This is a genomic window from Frigoribacterium sp. PhB107 (assembly GCF_003751515.1).
GTDB lineage: Bacteria > Actinomycetota > Actinomycetes > Actinomycetales > Microbacteriaceae > Frigoribacterium.
Genome location: NZ_RJKU01000002.1, coordinates 113,679 through 135,472 on the forward strand (window position 1 = coordinate 113,679; position 21,794 = coordinate 135,472).

General features: G+C 70.7%; 17 protein-coding genes and 1 tRNA gene. 12 read left to right on the forward strand and 6 right to left on the reverse strand.

Annotation, left to right across the window (positions count from 1 at the left end; translation table 11 throughout):
- Positions 1 to 81: 81 nt before the first annotated feature.
- The 6 genes from EDF18_RS08630 to EDF18_RS08655 all read left to right on the forward strand — a co-directional run bounded on the left by EDF18_RS08630 (position 82) and on the right by EDF18_RS08655 (position 5,644).
- Complete coding sequence (locus tag EDF18_RS08630) at positions 82 to 1,032, forward strand: hypothetical protein (protein ID WP_123547469.1); 951 nt, start codon at positions 82 to 84, stop codon at positions 1,030 to 1,032.
- A complete protein-coding gene (locus EDF18_RS08635) occupies positions 1,029 to 1,382 on the forward strand; it encodes a GntR family transcriptional regulator (protein WP_123547470.1) in 354 nt (117 codons plus the stop codon). Before EDF18_RS08630 ends, EDF18_RS08635 begins: the two co-directional genes overlap by 4 nt.
- A 117-nt stretch (positions 1,383 to 1,499) precedes the next feature.
- Positions 1,500 to 1,700, forward strand: a complete 201-nt coding sequence (locus EDF18_RS08640; RefSeq protein ID WP_123547471.1) for a hypothetical protein — start codon at positions 1,500 to 1,502, stop codon at positions 1,698 to 1,700.
- Between the two features lie 395 nt (positions 1,701 to 2,095).
- On the forward strand, positions 2,096 to 3,121 hold the full coding sequence (locus EDF18_RS08645) for a sigma-70 family RNA polymerase sigma factor (RefSeq protein WP_123547472.1): 1,026 nt from the start codon (positions 2,096 to 2,098) through the stop codon (positions 3,119 to 3,121).
- 762 nt (positions 3,122 to 3,883) lie between these two features.
- Positions 3,884 to 4,375 (forward strand): hypothetical protein, encoded by a 492-nt coding sequence (locus EDF18_RS08650; protein WP_148050069.1) that lies wholly within the window; start codon positions 3,884 to 3,886, stop codon positions 4,373 to 4,375.
- Between the two features lie 282 nt (positions 4,376 to 4,657).
- On the forward strand, positions 4,658 to 5,644 hold the full coding sequence (locus tag EDF18_RS08655) for a serine protein kinase RIO (protein WP_233569077.1): 987 nt from the start codon (positions 4,658 to 4,660) through the stop codon (positions 5,642 to 5,644).
- Positions 5,645 to 5,778: 134 nt separating this feature from the next.
- Here the strand turns inward: EDF18_RS08655 and EDF18_RS08660 are convergent, their stop codons facing one another.
- On the reverse strand, positions 5,779 to 6,783 hold the full coding sequence (locus EDF18_RS08660) for an NAD(+)/NADH kinase (protein ID WP_123547474.1): 1,005 nt from the start codon (positions 6,781 to 6,783) through the stop codon (positions 5,779 to 5,781).
- A 253-nt stretch (positions 6,784 to 7,036) separates the two neighbouring features.
- Here EDF18_RS08660 and EDF18_RS08665 point away from each other — a divergent pair, with 253 nt between their 5' ends.
- The 4 genes from EDF18_RS08665 to EDF18_RS08680 all read left to right on the forward strand — a co-directional run bounded on the left by EDF18_RS08665 (position 7,037) and on the right by EDF18_RS08680 (position 11,541).
- On the forward strand, positions 7,037 to 9,526 hold the full coding sequence (locus EDF18_RS08665) for an ATP-dependent Clp protease ATP-binding subunit (protein ID WP_123547475.1): 2,490 nt from the start codon (positions 7,037 to 7,039) through the stop codon (positions 9,524 to 9,526).
- 228 nt (positions 9,527 to 9,754) lie between these two features.
- Positions 9,755 to 10,291: an amino-acid N-acetyltransferase gene (locus tag EDF18_RS08670; protein ID WP_123547476.1), complete on the forward strand. Its 537-nt coding sequence runs from the start codon at positions 9,755 to 9,757 to the stop codon at positions 10,289 to 10,291.
- A 122-nt stretch (positions 10,292 to 10,413) separates the two neighbouring features.
- The gene (locus EDF18_RS08675) at positions 10,414 to 11,085 is read left to right on the forward strand and encodes a hypothetical protein (RefSeq protein WP_123547477.1); all 672 of its coding nucleotides are present in this window, start codon (positions 10,414 to 10,416) and stop codon (positions 11,083 to 11,085) included.
- Between the two features lie 3 nt (positions 11,086 to 11,088).
- The gene (locus tag EDF18_RS08680; protein WP_123547478.1) at positions 11,089 to 11,541 is read left to right on the forward strand and encodes a dehydrogenase; all 453 of its coding nucleotides are present in this window, start codon (positions 11,089 to 11,091) and stop codon (positions 11,539 to 11,541) included.
- A 29-nt stretch (positions 11,542 to 11,570) separates the two neighbouring features.
- On the opposite strand, the gene radA is transcribed toward EDF18_RS08680, so the two are convergent.
- Positions 11,571 to 12,935, reverse strand: coding sequence for a DNA repair protein RadA (radA, locus tag EDF18_RS08685; protein ID WP_123547479.1), 1,365 nt, complete (start codon positions 12,933 to 12,935; stop codon positions 11,571 to 11,573).
- A gap of 341 nt (positions 12,936 to 13,276) precedes the next feature.
- Between radA and EDF18_RS08690 the strand changes: the two genes are divergently transcribed.
- Positions 13,277 to 15,826: an Ig-like domain repeat protein gene (locus EDF18_RS08690; protein WP_148050070.1), complete on the forward strand. Its 2,550-nt coding sequence runs from the start codon at positions 13,277 to 13,279 to the stop codon at positions 15,824 to 15,826.
- Between the two features lie 90 nt (positions 15,827 to 15,916).
- On the opposite strand, the gene EDF18_RS08695 is transcribed toward EDF18_RS08690, so the two are convergent.
- Positions 15,917 to 16,792, reverse strand: coding sequence for an SGNH/GDSL hydrolase family protein (locus EDF18_RS08695; RefSeq protein WP_123547481.1), 876 nt, complete (start codon positions 16,790 to 16,792; stop codon positions 15,917 to 15,919).
- 214 nt (positions 16,793 to 17,006) lie between these two features.
- On the opposite strand from EDF18_RS08695, the gene EDF18_RS08700 reads away from it, so the two are divergent.
- A tRNA-Ser gene (locus EDF18_RS08700) sits at positions 17,007 to 17,097 on the forward strand.
- 271 nt (positions 17,098 to 17,368) lie between these two features.
- Here the strand turns inward: EDF18_RS08700 and EDF18_RS08705 are convergent.
- The 3 genes from EDF18_RS08705 to EDF18_RS08715 all read right to left on the reverse strand — a co-directional run bounded on the left by EDF18_RS08705 (position 17,369) and on the right by EDF18_RS08715 (position 21,695).
- Positions 17,369 to 19,273, reverse strand: a complete 1,905-nt coding sequence (locus EDF18_RS08705; protein WP_123547482.1) for a hypothetical protein — start codon at positions 19,271 to 19,273, stop codon at positions 17,369 to 17,371.
- Complete coding sequence (locus EDF18_RS08710; RefSeq protein WP_123519930.1) at positions 19,270 to 20,094, reverse strand: hypothetical protein; 825 nt, start codon at positions 20,092 to 20,094, stop codon at positions 19,270 to 19,272. Before EDF18_RS08710 ends, EDF18_RS08705 begins: the two co-directional genes overlap by 4 nt.
- Positions 20,095 to 20,726: 632 nt before the next feature.
- Positions 20,727 to 21,695, reverse strand: a complete 969-nt coding sequence (locus EDF18_RS08715; protein ID WP_123519931.1) for a hypothetical protein — start codon at positions 21,693 to 21,695, stop codon at positions 20,727 to 20,729.
- Positions 21,696 to 21,794: the final 99 nt, after the last annotated feature.

The window sequence follows — 21,794 nt, forward strand, 5'->3', positions numbered from 1 at the left end:
GGCGCGACGCGGCGCTTCTTGACCACCCGAATCTGTGTCAGTACATTGGTACGAACCTGATACAAAAACCCGGGAGGGCCCATGTTCTGGATCTACCTGCTGCTCGTCGCGTCGCTGGTCGTCATCGCCGTCGACACGGCGTCTCCCCGTCGGCACGGGGCACAGCTCGCGAAGCTGGCCGCCCGCATGAACCTGCCGGTGACCCCTGAGGTCGAGCCGCTCGTCCGTGCCCGCCTCCGCCGACGTGCCTGGGGAGTCGGGCTCGGCGGCGGCGTGGTGGTCGCGGCGGCGCTCACGGTCGGGCTGCTGCTGCCCGAGCTGCGGCAGTCGCCCCTCGCCGCGGCGACCGTGCTCGTCGCGGGCTTCGCGGGCACGGGCGTCGGCGCGGCCGTGGCCGCCGTCGGCTCGGTGCCCCGTCCGGCCGCCGATGCGGTCCGCGTCGCCCGGACGGCGCCTCCTCGTGTGGCGGACTACGTCGGCCCGCCCGAGCTCGTCGGCGCGCGCCTCGTCGTGGGCCTGGCGCTCGTGGCCTTCGTCGTCGGCGGCGTGGCCGCCGTCTCCGGCCTCGGCGGCGCGCTCCCTCCGACCGCTCTCGCCGAGTGGGTCACGGGCGTCCCCGGGGTGACCGCCGTCGTCGCGGTCGTCGGGCTCGTCGCGACCGAGGTGGTCATGAGGCGCCTCGTCGACCGCGGGCAGCCGGCCGTGTCCGAGCTGGACCTCGCCTGGGACGACGCGCTCCGGTCGATGGCGCTGCGCGACCTCGTGACGGCTCCCGTCGTCCTCGGCTTCGTCGGGCTCACCGGCACCCTGACCGTCCTCGGCGACGCGGCCGCGGGCGGGGGCCCCGGGTCGGTCGGCAACCTCGTCGTGGGGGTCCTCGGGCTCGGCGTCGCCGCTCTGCTGGCGCTCGCGCTCGGCGTCGTGATCTGGGCCCTGGCGACGAAGCCGCACCTCCACTGGTGGCGGCGCCTGTGGGAGCCGCGCCGCCCCTCCGTCGCCGCCCCTGCCGGCAATGCGGGGAACCGGCCGTGATCGTCATCGACCAGCGCTCGTCGGTGCCTCCCTTCGAGCAGCTCCGGCAGCAGCTGCTCTCCGCGATCGGCTCGGGCGAGGTGGCGGCCGGAGCCCGGTTGCCGACCGTGCGGCGGTTCGCGGAGGACCTCGGCATCGCGCCCGGCACCGTCGCCCGCACGTACCGCGAGCTGGAGCAGGCGGACGTGCTCGAGACCCGCGGTCGGCACGGCACGTTCGTGACCGCGGGCGGGGCCGAGGCCGAGGCGCGGTCCGCGGCGGCCGACTTCGTCGGTCGGCTCCGCCGCCTCGGGGTGGACGCGGCGACGGCGCGCGGGCTCGTCGACGCCGCGTTCGACGCGTCGGCCTGAGGGGCGGGCGGTCCCGCAGCAGGCGCGGGGCGCCTCCTCGGTGCGCCTGGAGCCTCAGGTGGTTCGGCCTCGATGCATCCTCAGGCGCGGGCCGCGGGTCTGGCTTATCCTCGACGCATGCCAGAGACCTTCTTGGGAGCCGCGATCTTCGCCGTGACGCCGACGATCGTCGTGGGCCTGATCTTCTGGTTCGTGGTGCGCTCGCTGCTGCGGGCCGACAGGACCGAGCGGTCCGCCTACGCGAAGATCGAGGCGGAGGAGCGCGAGCGGGCCGAGGCCCTCGAGCGCGGCGAGGCCGGCGCGACCCGCGCCTCCTGAGCCTCCCTGGTCTCGCCCCGGGCGTTCCGCCTTCGGCTCACCTGCACGCCCGTCGACACTGTCGGCGGGCGTTCGTCGTACCCCGGTCGCATTCACTCCCAGAGCGTCGGAGGCGTCCCTGTACCCCGTCTGGTGCCCCCGGCTCAGGCGAACGTCGCGCACTGTACCCCGCGGGGCTGAATCACGTAATACACCCGGGGGCCCCGCACGTCAAAGCCTGGTCTCTCCCGTCCCCCGAATCGCTCGAAACCCTGTACGCGCGCACAGAACTGCCTTGCGAAGGGCCTCAGCGACTTCTCCCGGGACCCTGCTCCGCGCCAGACTTCTATCAACGCCGAAGAGCTTCACGAACTATTCGACATGACACGAGTCAGACCTCGAGCAGGGAGAGAACGATGACGATCACATCCGTCACCACGCGCAACACCACCACAGACACCACCGACGAGCCCGAGGTCGAGGTCCTGTCCCAGGTCCGCGGTGCCTCCACCGACCAGGTCGGCGACTACCTCCGCCACATCGGCCGCATGCCGCTGCTGGACGCCGCAGAAGAGACCGAGATCGCGCGTCGCATCGAGGTCGGCCTGTTCGCCGGCGAGAAGCTCAAGGAGCTCCAGGCCGCCGACGCCGTCAAGAAGAACCGCACCAAGGCGCACGCCGAGACGATGCGCGACCTCCGCTGGCTGCAGCACGACGGCGAGCGTGCCAAGGACCGCATGATCACGGCGAACCTCCGCCTGGTCGTCAGCATCGCGAAGCGCTACACGCAGCGCGGCCTCCCCTTCATGGACGTCATCCAGGAGGGCAACCTCGGCCTCGTCCGCGCGGTCGAGAAGTTCGACTACACGCAGGGCTACAAGTTCTCGACCTACGCCACCTGGTGGATCCGCCAGGCGATCGCCCGCGGCCTCGCCGACAAGGCGCGCGCCATCCGCATCCCCGTGCACACGGTCGAGCGCATCAACCGCATCTCGCGCGCCGAGCGCGACCTCACCGTCGACCTGGGCCGTGCGCCCACCGTCGAGGAGGTGGCCGAGGAGGTCGCCATGGAGGTCGCCGACCTGGTCGAGCTCAAGTCGCGCTCGCACGAGCCCGTCTCGATCCACACCGTCGTCGGCGACGCCGAGGACAGCGAGCTCGGCGACTTCATCGAGGACGAGGAGACCCCCTCGCCCACGGCTGCGACCGAGAACTCGCTGCTGAACCGCGACATGCACGCTCTCGTGGCGACGCTCCCCGAGGACGAGGCCCGCGTGATCCGCATGCGCTTCGGCCTGGACGACGACCAGCCGATGACCCTCGACGAGATCTCGAAGCGCGTGCACAGCTCGCGCCAGGCCGTCTCGCGTGTCGAGAGCCGAGCCCGCCTCCGCATGTTCGCGAAGGCCGTGAGCCAGGACCTGCAGCTCTACCTGCAGTAGACCGGTCCGACCTGCAGTGCCTGAGGGCCGCCTCCCCGTCCACCCGGGGAGGCGGCCCTCAGTCGTCCCCACCCGAATGGTCCCAATTCGGCCCTCGACTCCTCGTGAACACCGAGAACTGACCCCAAGGCTTGCCGGCATGTCGGCTCGCCTAGCGTCTCCTCTCGAGTGGTCCCAATTGGGGCCTCTCGGCCGCAACAAGCACGAGAACGGACCTCTCGACAACAGGCCGAGAACCCTCCACACCCGAGGAGGCGCGCGTCGTCCCCACAGGACGTCTACGTTCCCGCGCCACCCGCCCCGCATCGCCCCGATCCTCGTCGCATGCCCCGCACCGATCTGCCTCCGCCCCTGTCCGCCCGGCCCTTCTCCGTGGCGGAAGCGCTCGACGCGGGGCTAGGTCGAGAGCGACTCCGGGGCCGGGACCTGTTCCGCCCACATCACGGAGTCCGGGCGCCCCTTCGAGCGGTTTCGGCGGATCACGTCCAGGACGTGGCTCGGCTCTTCCTTCCTGCGATGCGACCAGGATGGTGCTTCTCCCACGTCACGGCACTCGCCATCTGGGGCCTGCCGCTCCCTTCGTTCCCAGTCCTCGGCCCCGCGTCTGGACCGCCCCTGTTGCACGTCTCCGTCTCGGCAGGGCGCGGTCCTCGGAGAGAAGGCATCGTCGGACATCGTGGACTCGGCGTCGACACCGCTCGGACCCTGGGTGGCCTTCCCGTCGTCGATCCGTTGACGGCATTCGTGCAGGCAGCTCCGCAGTTGCCTCTGGACGCTCTCGTGGCGGTCGGCGACGTCCTCTGCGGCTCGTGGTCGCCGTGGCCGGAGGCGCGGGAGCGAGCACCGACCGACATCGAGGAGCACCTCGCCGCCTCGGGTCGGGCACGTGGAGTCGGGTCGGCTCGACGAGCGCTCACGCACGTGCGCGTCGGCGTCGAGTCCCCGAAGGAGACGGAGCTGCGCCTCCTCCTCGTCCGAGGAGGACTCCCCGAACCCGAGATCAACACCAAGACCTACGACGGGGCCGGTCGCTACCTCGGCAAGCCCGATCTCCGGTACCCGGACGAGCAGGTCTTGATCGAGTACGAGGGCGACGAGCACCGACGTGACCCGGGACGATGGCGCCGCGACATCCGCCGACGGGAGCGCTTCGCCGACGCGGGCTGGCGGACGATCCGGGTCACGGCCGCCGATCTGCGGGGGGCGCCTGCGCGCGAGCTCGTCAGCCGTGTCCGGCGTTCCCTCTCTGGCTGACGACCGGTCGAGTGGTCTCGTTCTCTCCTTCGCCGCCGCGGGAAGGACCGTTCACGACCACTCGGCCTGAGGTGAGGAGGGGGGTGGTGGGGGAGGCGCGGCGGCGGTACCGTGGGCGCGGACGAGCAGGCGCACACCAGCGCACGCCGCAGGAGCTGCACGGGAGGGGTGATGAGCATGGCCGACGTCATCGCGCACGCGAACCCCCCTCACACCCGGGTCGCCGTCTAGACGCTGCGCCTCGCGCGCGCCGATGAGCGGCCCCCTCCTCAGGAGAACCGCTTGTCCTCTCACCCCGACGACTCCGTCGTCACACCGTCCCCGACCGCGCTGACGCCCCGGTCCGCGCCGCTGCCACCGTCCGCGCTGACGCTACGGTCCACGCCGCCGTCACAGATCCCGCACCCGACCCACCACCTGTCCCCGTTCCCCGACGACTTCGTCGTCCCCGCCTTCAGCACCGCTGAGCCCGGCGACGGCCAGCGCTGGTCGACCTGGCCGGCGGCCACGCCGACCGAGCGCGGCCCGCGTCCGTGGCCGGACTGGCTCGTCACCTCCGCCGCCGCCGTCGACACCGAGCTCGGCGTCGTCAAGTCGGGCAAGGAGGCGGACCTGTTCCTGATCGACCGCACCGTGCCCGACGACGTCGAGCTCGGCCCCCTCGACGGCAGCCGCAGCGTGCTGCTCGCTGCCAAGCGCTACCGCGGCCCGGAGCAGAGCGACTTCCACCGCTCCTCCCAGTACCGGGAAGGCCGTCGCACCCGCAACACGCGCGACGGTCGCGCCATGGCGCGCGGCTCCTCCCACGGTCGCCGGGTGCAGGCGGGCCTCTGGGCCGCCGCGGAGTTCGACGCACTCGGACGGATGCACGCCCTCGGCCTGCCGGTGCCGTACCCGGTGCAGATCTCCGGCACGGAGGTGCTGATGGAGTTCGTCGGCGACGTCACGGCCGCCGCGCCCCGCCTGGCGCAGACGCGGGCCGACGGCGCCGACCTGTGGCCGTTGTTCGAGCAGGTCGCCGAGATCGTCCTGGAGCTGGCCCGTGCCGGCTTCGCCCACGGCGACCTCAGCGCCTACAACCTGTTGGTGCACGAGGGGCGCGTCGTCGTCATCGACGTGCCGCAGCTCGTCGACGTCGCGAGCAATCCGCAGGGCGCCGAGCTGCTCGAGCGCGACTGCCGCAACGTCTGTGAGTGGTTCGCCCGTCGCGGCTTCGCGCGCTCGCACGACCACCTCTTCGCCGAGGCGCTGGGGGAGGTCTTCGGCTAGGCGGCGGCCGCCGCCGCCGCCGTGAACCGTCGAGAAGTGCTGCCGCAGACCCGCCAGACGACACTTCGTGACGGTTCACCGGAACCGGGACGGGAACCGGAGGAGGCGCGGGTCGAGCCGGCAGGAGGCGCGGGTCAGCTGGACGGGGTCGGCGACAGGACCTCGGTCGCCTCGGCCCCTGCGGCGCCCCGGCGGTGCGCCGTGCGCGCCTTGAACTTGGCGCGGACGTCGCTGGGCACGAGCTCGAGCAGCTGGTCCTCGCGCAGGGGCAGGTCGAGCAGGCTGAGCTTGAGGCGCCCCTTGGTGGCGTGCCGCCCGGCATCGAGGCGGATCACCTGTCCGGCCTCGGGCCGCAGCGACATCGACACGACGCAGCCGTCGCTCACGTCGGCGACGACGCGGCCGTCGACCTCGAGGGCAGCCGAGTGCGTGCCGCTGCCGATCCGGAACCGCAGCTGCTCGAGCGGGCCGAGCACCACCGAGCGGTCGATGCCCGACATCGGCGCGACGGGCGTGATCAGCGTCGCCGCGACGGCGGGCGACAGGATCGGCCCGCCCGCGGCGTAGTTGTAGGCGGTCGAGCCGGCACTCGTCGCGACGACGACGGCGTCCGCCTTGTAGTAGCCGTAGGGGGTGCCGTCGAGCACGAGGTCGGCCGTGACCACGCCCTCGCCGGGGCGACGGGCCATCGACACGTCGTTGAACGCGAGGAACCGGTTCTCGGTGCCCGACGCGGTGTGCACGACCTCGACGGCGTGGTGCGGCTCGAGCGAGAAGTCCTCGGCGGCGAGCCGCTCGAGGGCGGCGGGCAGCTCGTGCGGCTCGACCTCGACGAGGAACCCCACGTTGCCGTAGTTCACGCCGAGCACGGGCACGGGCCGGTCGGCGACCAGCCGCATGGCGCCGAGCATCGTGCCGTCGCCGCCGAGGGCCACGACGACGTCGACCGTGTCGCGGAACTCCTGCTCGTCGATCAGCTCGACGCCGCCCTGCATGCGCGACTCGTCGGCGGCCTGCGCGACGAGGCGGACGTGGCCGCCGGCGAGCTCGCCGCGCTGCTTCCACCCGCAGAGGATGTCGACGGAGTCGCGGACCGACTTGGTGGGGTGCGGCACGAGGCCGACGACGAGGTTGCCCATGAGGCGAGGCTAGACCGCGCCCCTGTCGCCCGGCTGACGCCGTCGACCCGGCCCGCGCCTCCCGCGCCCGAGCCCGTCGACCCGGCCCGCGCCTCCTCGGCTGTCCCCCTGGTCCACAGGGTGTCACGCCCCCAGCGAACAGGGATGACCTGCGGGGGAGGCGCTGGTTACGCTCTCCGTAGACCGGCACCGAATGCAGGTGTCGACCGCGTACTGGTGGCGACGACCACCCCGCCACCGAGGGAGTCAAGAGATGTTCGAGAGATTCACCGACCGTGCCCGTCGCGTCGTCGTCCTCGCCCAAGAAGAGGCGAAGATGCTGAACCACAACTACATCGGCACCGAGCACATCCTGCTCGGGCTGATCCACGAGGGCGAGGGCGTCGCCGCCAAGGCCCTCGAGTCCCTGGGCATCTCGCTCGACGCCGTGCGCGAGCAGGTCCAGGACATCATCGGCCAGGGCCAGCAGCAGCCCACGGGCCACATCCCCTTCACGCCCCGTGCGAAGAAGGTCCTCGAGCTGAGCCTCCGCGAGGCGCTGCAGCTCGGCCACAACTACATCGGCACCGAGCACATCCTGCTCGGCCTGATCCGCGAGGGCGAGGGCGTCGCCGCCCAGGTCCTCGTGAAGCTCGGCGCCGACCTCAACCGCGTCCGCCAGCAGGTCATCCAGCTCCTCTCGGGTTACCAGGGCAAGGAGGCGGTGGCCGTCGGAGGCGAGCAGCAACAGAGCGCGCAGGGCGGCAGCCAGGTCCTCGACCAGTTCGGCCGCAACCTGACGCAGGCCGCGCGCGACAACAAGCTCGACCCGGTGATCGGCCGCGAGAAGGAGATGGAGCGGGTCATGCAGATCCTCTCCCGCCGCTCGAAGAACAACCCCGTGCTGATCGGCGAGCCCGGCGTCGGCAAGACCGCCGTCGTCGAGGGCCTCGCGCAGGCGATCGTCAAGGGCGAGGTGCCCGAGACCCTGAAGGACAAGCAGCTCTACTCGCTCGACCTCGGCTCGCTCATCGCCGGCAGCCGCTACCGCGGTGACTTCGAGGAGCGCCTGAAGAAGGTCACCAAGGAGATCCGCACCCGCGGCGACATCATCGTCTTCATCGACGAGATCCACACCCTCGTGGGTGCGGGCGCCGCCGAGGGCGCCATCGACGCCGCGTCGATCCTCAAGCCCCTGCTGGCCCGAGGCGAGCTGCAGACGATCGGCGCCACGACGCTCGACGAGTACCGCAAGCACTTCGAGAAGGACGCCGCCCTCGAGCGACGCTTCCAGTCGGTGCAGGTCAACGAGCCGTCGCTGCCCCACACCATCAACATCCTCAAGGGCCTCCGCGACAAGTACGAGGCGTTCCACAAGGTCTCGATCACCGACGGCGCCATCGTGTCGGCGGCGAACCTGGCCGACCGCTACGTCAGCGACCGGTTCCTGCCCGACAAGGCGATCGACCTGATCGACGAGGCCGGCGCCCGCCTGCGCCTCTCGATCCTGTCCGCACCGCCCGAGCTGCGCGAGTTCGACGAGCGCATCGCCGGCGTCCGCGCCCAGAAGGAGGGCGCGATCGAGGACCAGGACTTCGAGAAGGCCGCCTCGCTGCGCGACGAGGAGAAGAAGCTGCTCGGTGAGCGCCTGCGTCTCGAGAAGCAGTGGCGCTCGGGCGAGGCCGGAGCCGGCGGCACCGTCGACGAGGGCATCATCGCCGAGGTGCTGGCCCAGGCGACGGGCATCCCCGTCTTCAAGCTCACCGAGGAGGAGACCTCGCGGCTCGTCTTCATGGAGCAGGCCCTGCACCAGCGCGTCATCGGTCAGGAGGAGGCCATCGCGGCCCTGTCCAAGACCATCCGCCGCACGCGTGCCGGCCTCAAGGACCCGAACCGCCCCTCCGGGTCGTTCATCTTCGCCGGCCCCACGGGCGTCGGCAAGACCGAGCTGGCCAAGGCGCTCGCCGAGTTCCTCTTCGACGACGAGGGCGCGCTGATCAGCCTCGACATGTCGGAGTTCGGCGAGAAGCACACCGTCTCGCGGCTCTTCGGTGCCCCTCCCGGGTTCGTCGGCTTCGAGGAGGGCGGCCAGCTCACCGAGAAGGTGCGTCGCAAGCCGTTCTCCGTGGTCCTCTTCGACGAGATCGAGAAGGCCCACCCGGACATCTTCAACTCGCTGCTGCAGGTGCTCGAAGAGGGTCGTCTCACCGACGGCCAGGGCCGCGTGGTCGACTTCAAGAACACGGTCATCATCATGACGACCAACCTGGGCTCGAAGGGCATCGCCGGCGGTCCCGTCGGCTTCCAGATCGAGGGCGACACCGCGACCGGCTACGACCGCATGCGCGCCAAGGTCAACGAAGAGCTGAAGAAGCACTTCAAGCCCGAGTTCCTCAACCGCGTGGACGACACCATCGTGTTCCCGCAGCTGTCGAACCCCGAGCTGCTGCAGATCGTCGACCTGTTCATCAAGCGCCTGAGCGACCGTCTGATGGACCGCGACATGACGGCCATGCTGACGGTGCCCGCCAAGGAGCAGCTCATCAAGATCGGGTTCGACCCGGCCCTGGGTGCTCGTCCGCTGCGTCGTGCGATCCAGCACGAGGTGGAGGACCGCCTGTCCGAGCGCATCCTCACGGGCGACCTGACGGCCGGCGACCACGTGCTGGTCGACTGGGTCGACGGGGAGTTCGTCTTCACGACGACCCGCCAGCCGGGCCGCGACGAGGTGCTCGTGGGCGACGTGCCCGAGATCGAGAGCTAGGCGCGAGCCGGCTCGTCGGGAGCATCTGCTCCCCGTGATCCGCCGAGAGGGCGGTCCGGCTCCGGCCGGGCCGCCCTCTCGCGTGCGCCGGGCGACGTGCCTGTACGCGATGCTGGCGGGTCGTGGTGGCTCGCGGCGGGTCGTCGTCGTCCACGGCGGGCGGGCGCGGACCCGCCGACGGCGACGGCGACCCGCCGACATGACGTGCAGCGTGGGTAGGCTCGGGGGATGACCTCCGCGGACCAGCACGGCATCACCGTCCGCGACGCCGTCGTCAGCGACGTGCCGCACATCCAGCGCCTCTGCGAGCCCTTCGTGCAGAAGCGGATCCTGCTCGGCAAAGACCTGGTCACCCTCTACGGCGACGTGCAGGAGTTCCAGATCGCCGTCGGTCCCGACGGGGTGCCGGTCGGCTGCGGGGCGCTGCACGTCATGTGGGACGACCTCGCCGAGATCCGGACGCTCGCCCTCGACTCGGCCTGGATCCGCAGGGGAGTCGGCCACCGCCTCCTCGACTCGCTGGAGGGCGCCGCCCGGCGCCTCGAGATCGGCCGTCTGTTCTGCCTCACCTTCGAGGTCGACTTCTTCGAGAAGCACGACTACCTCGAGGTGGGCGACGAGGGCCTGGTGCCGCCCGAGGCCTACGCCGAGCTGGTGCGCTCGACGGACGAGGGCGTCGCCGAGTTCCTCGACCTGGCACGGGTCAAGCCGAACACGCTCGGCAACTCGCGCATGCTGAAGGCCCTGCCGCGCCTCGAGGGGTGAACGGGCAGGAGGCGCCTGACCCGCAGGAGGCGCGGGCCGGCCAGGGCGCTCCACGCAAGTTCCCAGGCCCACACGCCGCCAGCGTCCGCCGCAGGGCGGTGGCCAGCACTTAACCTGTGCGCATGTCGACGTTCACGAATCCGACCGGCCCGCAGCCGCCCTCGGTGTACTGGCGTCGCCGAGCCCTCGTGCTGCTCGGCCTGGTCGTCGCGATCGTCGTCGTCGTGCTGATCGTCGTGCGGCCCGGCGCCTCGGGCGACGAGCCCGGTGCCGCCGCCACCAGCACCCCCGCCGCCGACCCGGCGCCTGCCGCGAGCACGGGCGCGACCGCCCCTGCCGCCGACGCGACCCCCGATCCGTCGTCGACGGAGGCCACGGCCGAGGACGGGGCCCGCTGCGCCGCGACCGCCATCGAGCTCGTCCCCGTCGTCGACAAGCAGGTGTTCGCCCCCACCGAGCTGCCGCAGATCTCGATGTCGGTGACCAACACCGGCTCGTCGGACTGCGTGATCAACCTCGGCTCGGGCCAGCAGAAGCTCGTCGTGACCAGCGGCGAGGAGCAGTGGTGGTCGTCCGCCGACTGCCAGGTCGACCCCACCGACCAGGACGTGACCCTCACCGCCGGTCAGACCCTCTCGACCCCGGCCATCGCCTGGGACAGGACACGGTCGACGACCGACACCTGCGACGCGGACTCCCGGCAGGCCGTGCCCGCAGGAGGCGCGACGTACCGCCTGACCGTCAGCGTCGGCGACATCACGTCGGCCGACACCGCCCCCATGATCCTGAACTGAGCGATGACCGAAGCTGCTTCCCCCCGTTCCGAGGCGCTCGAGCTGGCCCTGGCCAGCCAGGACGTCGCCGCCGTCGCGTTCGCCCTGCGGCACGACGTGGTCGTCGTGCCGAAGCTCGTGGTTCCCCCTGCTGACGCCGAGGCCGACGGTGCTGACGCGGCCGACTCCGCAGCGGACGCGGACTCGGCCGAGCCCGTCTCCGTCACCGCCGAGCAGGTGCGCGTCTTCGGCCGCGAGAACACCGACAAGCGCATCCTGCTGCTCTTCTCCTCGGCGGAGGCGTACGCCGCGATGGTCCCGGACGACCCCGACCTCGAGGTGATGCTCTACGACTCCGACGCGCTGCGGGCGTTCATGGAGGTGCACCTCGACGTGCTCGAGCAGGTCTTCTTCGACATCGCCGGGCCGCACACCATGGCCGCCGCCCCCGAGGACCTGCTCAAGGCCCTGAAGTAGCGGGAGCCCGTGATCGACCTGGCGGGCACCTAGAAGGCGCCGTCGAGCTCGCGCTCACGAGGCGTGCTGGCCGCGCTGAACGCGCGGCGCAGCGCCTCACGCAGGTTGCCCGACTCGGCGTCGACGAGCTGGCTGAAGCCCAGCCGGCCTGCCTCGCTGGCTCGTTGCCTCGGCGACGACACGGGCCGGATCTCGCCCGCGAGGCTGATCTCGCCGACCGCCGCCATCGTGTGCGGGTAGCTGACGTCGCGGCTGGCGCTCGCGAGGGCCAGTGCGATCGCCAGGTCGGCCCCCGGCTCGGTGATCTTGATGCCACCGACGGTCGACACGTAGACGTCGGCGTCGCCGAGGCGGATGCCCGCCCGCCGTTCGAGCACGGCGAGCAACATCGCCACTCGCGAGGAGTCGACGCCGTTGACGACCCGTCGGGGCTGCGGAGTGCTGCTGGCGACGATCAGCGCCTGGACCTCGACGGGCAGCGCACGCCGCCCCTCCATCGCGATCGTGATGCAGGTGCCGCTGACCGGGGCGCCGCTGCGCGACATGAAGAGCCCGCTGGGGTCGGCGACCTCGGCGATGCCGTCGCCCGTCATCTCGAAGCAGCCGACCTCGTCGGTGGGCCCGAAGCGGTTCTTGTGCGCCCGGATGAACCGGAGCGAGGTCTGCCGGTCGCCCTCGAACTGGCACACGACGTCGACCAGGTGCTCGAGGAGGCGAGGGCCGGCGATCGTGCCGTCCTTCGTGACGTGCCCCACCAGCAGCACCGGCAGGTTCCGGTCTTTGCTGACGCGGATGAGAGTCGACGCGACCTCGCGGACCTGTGACGTGCCGCCGGCGATGCCGTCGATCGACGACGACGAGACCGTCTGCACCGAGTCGACGATGACGAGCTGCGGGTCGACCTGCTCGATCTGCCCGAGGATCACGGCGAGGTCGACTTCTGCGGCGAGGAACAAGTCGTCGTGCATCGCCCCGGTGCGCTGCGCCCGCATCCGCACCTGCTGCGCGCTCTCCTCTGCGGTCACGTAGAGCACGCGGGCGCCGGTCGCGGCGGCACGCGAGGCGACCTCGAGCAGCAGCGTCGACTTGCCGACCCCGGGCTCGCCGCTGAGCAGGATGGCCGCGCCCGGCACGATGCCGCCGCCGAGGACGCGGTCGAACTCGGCGATGCCGCTCGGCCACGAGGCGACGGCCCCGGCCTCGACCTGCGTGATGGGACGCGCCACCCGGTCGCCGCCGACCGACACGGGGGCGGTGCCCCGGGTGCTCACGAGCGCCGACGTGACGTCGACCACGGTGCCCCAGCGCTGGCACTCGCCGCAGCGGCCGGCCCACTTGAGGCTGGTCCAGCCGCACTCGGTGCAGCGGAAGGGCGGGGTGGTGGGGCGAGGCATGTTGCGAGCCTAGGTGGGACGTCCGACAGCGGGGGCGCCTCCTCGGCCCCGTTGTGGGGGCGCGCACCGTGTCCGGAGAGCGAACTGGACCCGTTGTGGGGGGCTCGGGGGGTGAAGTCCCTGTGTTTGCATCGAACTTGCGGTGAACGCACGGTCCCGACGACCGTGCGACGTGCGCACGGTCCCGACGACCGTGCGACGTGCGCGCGGTCCCGACGACCGCGCGACGTGCGCGGGGTCCCGACGACCCCGCGTCGACGAGCGCGCGGTCCCGACGACCCCGCGCTCACGAGCGCGCGGTCCCGACGACCGTCCAGCTCCCCGCACGACTGGAGTCCGCTGTGCCCACCCCTCGTTTCATCCGTGCGTCCGCCGTGCTCGTCGCGGCCGTCATCGTCACCGGCGGCCTCGTCGACGGGCAGTCGGTGTACGCGGCCGTCGACCCGTCCGGCGCCTCCACGGCGACGTCCGCGCCGACCGCCGCCCCCACGGAGACGCCTGCGCCGACGTCCGCGCCGACCGCGACGCCTGCGCCGACCGCCGCGCCGTCCGCGCCCGACGCGCCGGTGGCGACGTCGGCGGCAGCGGTCCCGGACCTGCCCGCGGTCCCCGACGAGTCCGGTGCGCCGGCCGCCGGCGCCGGCACGCCCGCCGCGCCCGACCTCACGGACGACATGATCGCCGTCCCCTCCACCCCCGTCACGGCGCCGCACCTGCACGCCGAGGCGGCGGAGGTCGAGGCGCGCGAGGCCGAGGTCATGGAGCAGACGGCGGTCGAGGGAGGCGGCGCGCAGCAGCCGACGCAGTCGGCCCAGCTCGCTCCCGTCGCCGTCGTCCACCGTGTCTCGGTGAGCATCGCGACCGTCACGACGACCACCGCCGACGACGCCGCGACCCCGCCCGACGACGCGTCCGTCACGACCGCGATCCAGCAGCTGCACGACTTCTGGTGGGAGGAGTCGGGCGGCACCGTCGACGTCCGTCTCGGCGGGATCGAGCGCACGTCGCTGTCGAAGAGCACGTGCGACCCGTCGGCCGTGCTCGACTCGGTGCACACGACCGCGTTCGGCGGCGCCTTCGCGTCGTACCGCTGGGCCGGTACGGACAACCACCTCCTCGTCCTGACGCGCGAGACCTGCGGCTCTGCCGCCTTCGCGACCGTCGGCGGGGGCGGCGGCGAGATCTTCAGCTCGGTCGGCACCGACACCGCGCTCGGCGTCCCCGTGCTGATGCACGAGTTCGGCCACAACCTGGGCCTCGGCCACGCCGGCGCGGGCATGTGCCGCAGCTCGACCGCCGTCGACGCGCCCCTGTCGGACTTCGCGCACGCCGCGGACACCGACACCTCGGTGGCGTGCCCGGTGGAGGAGTACGGCGACTTCCTCGACATCATGGGCTACTCCGTCTCGGGTGCGCGACCGCACCTCTCGACGCCGCAGCGCCTCCGCGCCGGCTTCCAGGTCGACGCCACGACGCTGCGCGAGCCGGGCACCCGGCAGCAGGTGACGGTCGGCGCGCTCGACGGCGCGGCGACCACGGCCGGTGGCCGGGCCGTGCAGGTCGTCGACCCGCTGAGCGGGGACACCTACTGGGTCGAGTACCGCACCGCGAGCGGCCGTGACGCGACGAGCGCCGAGTTCCGGGGTGCGTCGCCGCGGTGCTCCTCCCTCGACACGACACTGGTGCGCTGCGCACTCAACGGCGACCGTGCCGTCGGCGAGGTGCGCGTGCTGCGCGCGATGCCGCTGTTCGGCTCGTCGGTCTCGACGGCCGTCGTGGCCGCCGGCCCCGTCAAGGCGGGCGACCTGACGCGCCGCGACACGCACCTCGACGCCGGCGAGAACTTCACCAGCACCGGCGGGGGCTTCACCGTGGCGGTCCGCTCGACCTCTCCCTCGGGCGGGGCCGTGCTCGACGTGAGCCTCGCCGGCGGCAGGCCGACGGGGACCGCGCCCGTGGGCGACACCGCGGGCCGACCCGCGCCGAAGCAGGAGACGGCCGCGACGACGACGACCCTCCGCACCGACCGTGCGCGCCAGACCTGGGCGTCGTCGACGACGGCGACCCTCACCGCGACGGTCGCGGTCGCAGGAGGCGCGAAGCCGTCCGGTTCGGTGGCGGTGCTCGACGGGACGACGACGCTCGCCACGGTGCCGATCGCCCAGGACGGCACGGCGGCCTTCCGCCTCCCTGCCTCGCTGCAGCCGGGCGCCCATTCGCTGCGGGCCACGTTCGCGCCAGCGGGCGCCGACCAGGCAGCCTCGACCTCGTCGACCGTCGTCGTCACGGTGGAAAAGGCCTCCACCAGCACGACGCTCCGCCTCGACTCGGCCACCCAGGTGCATGCCTCGTCCAGCCGGGTGACGGCCACCGCCTCCGTCGACCCGATCGCCGGCAGCGCCGCGACGGGCACGGTCGTGTTCCGCCTCGACGGCGTCGCCGCAGCCGAGGTGGCCCTGACCGGAGGATCGGCCTCGTGGGTCGCCCCCGCGAGCACCAGGGCCGGCTCGCACCGGCTCGTCGCCGACTTCACGCCGTCGGTCGTGGCGGCCCTGCCGTCCACGAGCGCGACGCAGTCGTTCTCGGTGACGAAGGCCCCCTCGACGGCCGCCGTCTCGCTGCCGACGGCTCCCGTCTCGAAGGTGCTGACGTCGCGGGCGACCGTCACGGTCACGGTGCCGGGGGTGGCTGCCCCGACCGGCACCGTCGCCCTCAAGTCGGGCTCGACCACGATCGGCACGGCGACGCTGACCGCGGCCTCCGCGGGCAAGGTCACCCTCTCGGTGCCGGCGTTCCGCAAGCCGGGGAGCTACCCGATCGTCGTCGTCTACTCGGGCACCCCGAACGTCGGCGGGAGCACCTCGAAGGCCGCGACGCTGACGGTCCGGTAGGAGGCGCCTCCTCGGCTGCCGGGACCGGGCACGGCCTGACGGCGGGTCCGGTCCCGTCGCCTCGGGGCGCGGGGGTCGTCGCGACCCGGGTCAGCGGCGGGGCAGCGTCTCCGTGCCGCGGGACGAGGCGCGGGCGGCCGCACGCTCGGCCGTGCGGGCCGTCGAGCCCGCGGTCGCGGCGTCGTGCACGCTGGCGTCGGCGTCCGTGACGGCGTGGTCGGCGGCGATCCGCGCGACGCGGGCGGCGATGGCCGGCTCGAAAGCGCTGGCCCAGACGCGGTACCCGCGGTCGTTCGGGTGGAACAGGTCGCCCGCCGAGTTGCGGAACGTCCGCACGAGCCCTTGCTTGCGCGTCGTGTCGTAGAGGGGTGCGACGGTCAAGCCGAGCTCGTCGGCGAGGCGTCGCACGATCGCGTTCGCCTCGGCGATGCGGTGCTCGCGCTCGGGAATCCACATCGTCGGCAGGTCGGCGACGATCGCGTGGCTCGGCAGCGCCTCGTAGATGTGCCGCAGGTTGCGCTCGAACGTCTCGGCGTCGAAGTCGATGATGTCGTTCGCCCCGATGGCGACCGTGACGATGTCGGGCTGGTACTTCTCGAGCTTGGGCAGCTGGTCCTTGCGGCAGAGCCACGTGGTGGCCCCGCTGACGCTGAGGTTGACGACCCGGACGGAGGTGCGGGTCGCGTGCCGGACCCGCACCGACAGCCTGCCCACGTAGCTGCGTGCCGGGCTCGACGCCCCGATGCCCTGCGCGGTCGAGTCGCCGAGTGCGACGTAGAGCAGCTTGCCCTTGCGGTCGAAGCGGTCGCGCCACCAGGCGGAGTGCACCGGCAGCAGGTCGTTCAGGGTCGCGGCGGCGGAGCGCTGGCTGCGGAGGGCGCGACGCCAGACGGCGAAGAGGGCCGCGCCCGCGGCGAGGGTGACGCCGACTCCGGAGAAGAAGGCGAGGGGGTGACGGGTGGGCATGCGGGGAGCGTACGCCCGGCGGTCAGGTCGGAGCCGCGAGAGTCCCGAGATCGACCTGGCGCGGCTCGCGGCGGTCGATCTGCGGCCTCTCGAGGAGGCGCGGCGAACCGTCACGTAGCGCTCTCTGCTGGCCTCGGGGCAGCACCCTGTGCCGGTTCACGGTGGTCGAAGGCGGGTTTCGACACGGGGGCGCGGATGTACTAAGCTCTCTCCCGGTACCGTGTCCGAGCGGCCGAAGGATCATGTCTCGAAAACATGTGTGGGGGTTGACTCCACCGTGGGTTCAAATCCCACCGGTACCGCCACGGGGTTGTTTGCGCATCAATCGGAATCCGTTTGCGGAACGCAGCCCAAGAAGAAAGCCCCCGAGTAGTTCGGGGGCTTTCTTCCGTTTGAGGGCCGAGAATCGCTTCCCGGCGAGGGGTTCGGGATCTCTTGGCAGCTCCTTCGGGGCCACCGGCTGCACAGTCGGCTTAAACGACGAAGCGGCCCGCCCGTCTGGGCGCGCCGAATTGACTCGTGAGCGTTGGGGGAGAGCAGGAAGCTCGCGTGTCGTGTCTTGGAACGGGCGTGGGCCTACGTTCGCGGAGGCGGATCGACAGCGGGTCCACTCGTCGGGAACGGGGACAGTTCGGGCCGAACGTAGTCGGCGCGGTAGTTGCTCATGCCTTCGGCATCACGACGGCGGGTGCGCTGTGCAGGCACCGGCGTCAGGCCCTTCGCGACGCGGCGGTCGCGGTCCTTCGGCGCTCGGTGCTTGGCGGCGAGGAAGGTGACGATCTTGCGGATGTTCGCGGCCGTCGTGAGCATGGCGAGAAGGAACTGCTGAGCGGCGAGACCGCGCAGGCGCCGTGCGCTGGAGTCGGCGATGCGCTCGGGACCGGTCTTGATGAAGGCGTTGAAGCTCTCGATGCTGTTGCGGTCGCGGCGGTAGGTCTTGGACCACTCCTTGCTGCCATAAGGCAGCATCTGGTTCATCTTCTCGCCGTCCTCCGGGCGCACCGTGATCGAGGTCTGGCAGCAGACCTTGTCTGTCTGCTTGGGGACGTTGGCGCGCAGCACCTGCCGGCGTTCCTTGTCAGGCGATGCACGCTTGTCGAGCTTGCGGAGCGGGCACTCGACCGTCGCACTCGGGCCGAGGGCTGGGCAGCGCATCTTCACGTTGCCGTTGGCGTCGGGACCCTCCTTCTTGTGAAGTCGGTATGCGTCACGCTCGTCGATCTGCTGGGACCACTCGACGTTGTCGATCTCCTTGTTGTTGCGCCGCACCGTTGCATCGAGGAGCCGCTTCGGTGTACCGGGGCAGAACTGACCGCCTTCGACGAGCTTGGCTCCGCCGACCTGGCCCCGCACACCGGTCTGGTTCGCGCGGTTGTAGTCGAAGACGAGGCCGACGCCGAGCTCTCTCATCGGACGGTGGAAGTCCTCCATCGTGAGACCCGCGGAGTACCCAAGGTCGGACGACAGGCGCGCGATGTCGTAGCCGCGTTCCTGGATGTTCTTCACGAGCTCGACGGTGTGGAAGCCGATGCCCTTGTTGGGCGTCGTCAGGCTCGCCCCGCGGATCAGCTGCGGTGCTTCGGTGGGGTCACCTGTCGGGTCCTCGTTGACGTCGATGATGAGGTTAGCCGTGTAGGCGAGCAGCCACCGGCTCCGTGCCTGCTTGACGCTCGCCTTGCCGTTCTCCTTGGTGTGCTTGCTGAAGACGCGTTCCTTCTCTCCCTTGTCGATCGGGTAGAGGTCAGCTTCAAGCTCCATCGCGTACTTCGGCTGTTCCTTGTCCGTGCCCGCGATGAACATGGGCTGCTCGACGCCGTTCTCCCGCGGCCAACGGTTCTTCTGGCTCGGTGCACGCAGCACTGTCTGGTCGACGGAGAGCGCGAGACGCTGACGTCGCACGGCTCGAGGCAGGTTCTGGGCCGTGGCTTCCAGCAGCGTGTTCGTGAAGGTCATGCTGCGCTCGTGTGCCCGGCGTTCGATGTTCTTGTCCCGGAGCGCGTCAAGGCTGCTCCGCTCGTCGCGGGTGAGCAGGCGGCGGGGCGCCGGCCAGGCATCCCAGAGGTCGATGATGCGGTGCATCGCCCGCCATGCCAGGAAGTACCAGTCGTTGGGCTTGTCGTTGTCGTACAGGTGAGCGATGCCGAGCTCGCGACGGGCTTCATCGTCGAGACGGTGTTCGAAGACGCGGCCCATCTCGCGCACGAAGATCATGGACTGCTCCGATAGGAGCATCATCACCACGGTCAGGATGGCCAGGTCGTCGATCTTCGGTTTGACACCGCCCGGGGCTTTCTTCTCGCGGTCCTCCGCGCGCCAGGTCGCGAGGAGCTCGATGACGCCCGATGAACGGAGGAAGGTCATCCACTCACGGGCGTCGGCGCCGCGGAACCTGGTGGTCTTGGTCGACCCGCTGACGATCCGGTCGGCTGTGTAGATGCCATTGAAGAACTCCTCGTCGTGGAACGAGGGCTCGCCGGTCACTGAGTCGCTCCCGTTGAACGGAGAAGCGCGTGAAGCTCAACCTCGGGCATGACCTCGGCCAAGGGCGCGTAGCGAAGGAGGGACGAGACGTTCTTGAAGCCAGCCGCGTAGACGATGCTCGCCAGGGGCAAAACGTTGATCTGGTCCACGATCCAGGTAATGCGGAGGCGGCGAATAGCAGGACCGTCGTACCGGGCGCCGTAGTGCATGAGCGCGATCTCCCGAGAGGACTCCTTGCGGTGGGGGATGACCGCGTAGTCATCGTCGCCGAGCCCCTCGAAAGCGATGTCTGCGTACGAATCCCACCCGACACGGATGGGGATGCTCCGCGGCGCCTTTCCGGTCACACGGACGACCCAGCCAGCCGGAGTGCGCGTCAAGTCCCGGCCACGGACCGCGGCGATCTCAGTTGCGCCGAGGCCTGCGCCACCAGCAAGCGCGAGAAGCCCGTAAGAATCCCGGCGGGCTCGGTCGGTGGACCTCGACGCGGCCCAGCTCTCGAAAGCGGGAAGCTCGGCATGCGAGAAGGGTCGTATCTCCCGGCTCTGCTTTCTAAGGCGGTGAGGAGACGGTTCGTAACCGAGCGCTTCAGCGAGGTTCAGGAGTCTGGTCTCGGCAAGCTGCTGCGTCTTGGCACTGGGGTAGGTGCGTGCGAAGCGGTAGATCATGGACGGGTAGAAGAGGTCATCGCGGCGCAGCTCCGCACCGGCGTCGTGGAACGCCCACACGACGTACCGACTCGCGAAGGTCAAGAGGATCCTCGTGTAGAGCATGTCGTGGGGTTTGGCGTCGAGGACGCACGCGAGCGTGAAGTCCCGCACAGGCAACCACTTGGTCGGGGCGATACGGCGCGGGTGGTAGCGCAAGATCGCCTCCTGAAGCTCCAGCGTGGCGTGGTCATTAGATTGACCAAAGTGTGCTACGGCACGCTCGAGTTGGGAAGAGGGGGAAGTCGGACGCTGTGTCTCATCAGGGGTGGTCACGAGAGATGGACATGAGACAAGACAAGGCCATCAAGCGGTCTGATGCGCTTTTAGCGCACATCTAGACTGAGGGGGTGCCCGATCCACGTTTCGAGCCGCGGTCCTACCTGCGTGAGCCCGGCCGCTTCGGTCGCGACCCCGAAGCTCAGCTGGTCTCGGCGATGTCGTTCTCAGCAGGCCAGCTCGACCAGTGGGGCGCTGCACGCATTCAGCATCGGCTGGCGTGCAGCATGCGAGCCGAGATAGCGAGACGGTTCCGCTCTGTCGGGACGTACGCGGCTGCCTCTGGGCAGAGTCCCGAGCGGCTGGGGCGTCTGCTCAGGGGTGAGGTCGTGATGCGTCTGGAAGACGTGGCAAATGCCCGTCGCCATTTGGGCGTCTGAGGGAACCTGGCCGACGCGGGAAGTAATCGTCCTGTCCCTATACGGGCGTCATGGCCGCAGCCTCGGCTCGCGCCGGGGTGGTAGCCATCACCGAAGTGAGTCCCGCCGGGGGTCGTCGTCCGCTCTGGCGACGTAGGGCAAGAGCCGGTCGAGCGCTTCGGCTGACTGCAAGCCGGCGACCTCCAACAACAGGTCGAGGGGCGTCCCCCGCCGGAGGTGTTCCACGATCCAGGTCGCTCGCATGCGTCGGGACTGCAGCTCGACCGTGGGGCGCGGATTCCGACTGACGAAGTCAGTGACGAGATTGATGTTCCCGCCTCGCTGACCGCTCCGAAATGCCCACCGGGAGGCTGCCTTGGACGCCGTTCGGCGCTGCAGGAGGGGGGCCCATTGAGCAAGAACCGGGACGTCTCTCGCATCGTCACCCGACACGCGCACCACGACGCCCCGACTATCTGAGGTGATGTCCACGAGTTCTAGATCGATGATCTCCCGCCCCGTCAGTCCTGCCCCGAGTCCGAGCGCGAGGAGTGCGCCGGCGCTGGTCGTCCGTTCCTCGTCGTGCTGGCTACCGGCCCACGACAACAACGAAGCCACCTCGCTCGGGGAGTACGGACGTGAAGCCTCAGCCTTGCCCAGGGCTCGGAATGTACCCGCAGCTTCATCGCCCAAGAGCGCCTCCGACGTGCGTCTCAACCGAGCGCGCAGGGTGTTCTTGCCGGCCCTGCTGTACTGCCCGAGGTGATGTTGCACGAAGCGGTTGATGAACCGCGGGTCGAAGACGTTGTCATCTTCGAGAGGGACGCTAGCTATCGCCCAGGCGAACAGGGCGAGACGGGAAACGGCCGGGTAGAGCTCCTTCTCGGAGTACGGCGTTCTGTGGGCTGTGTCTCGGACGACGCGCTGCACGTAGGGGCGGATGGCGGCCCACTGATCAGCAGGCATCTTCGGCGTGTACTGGTAATGAGCCGCAGCCGGCACCTCAGGCTCCCTCTCGGCCATGCGCCTCACCGCGTCGAGCTGCCGTTCGCGGCGTTCGTCAGCTTCATCGCTCACCAGCGCTCATCTCCAAGCTCGAAGGTGGTCATTACAATGACCAATTTGTGATACGTTCGACGGGGCGGCCGTGCGTGCGAGCTGGCGCGCCTAGCCTTG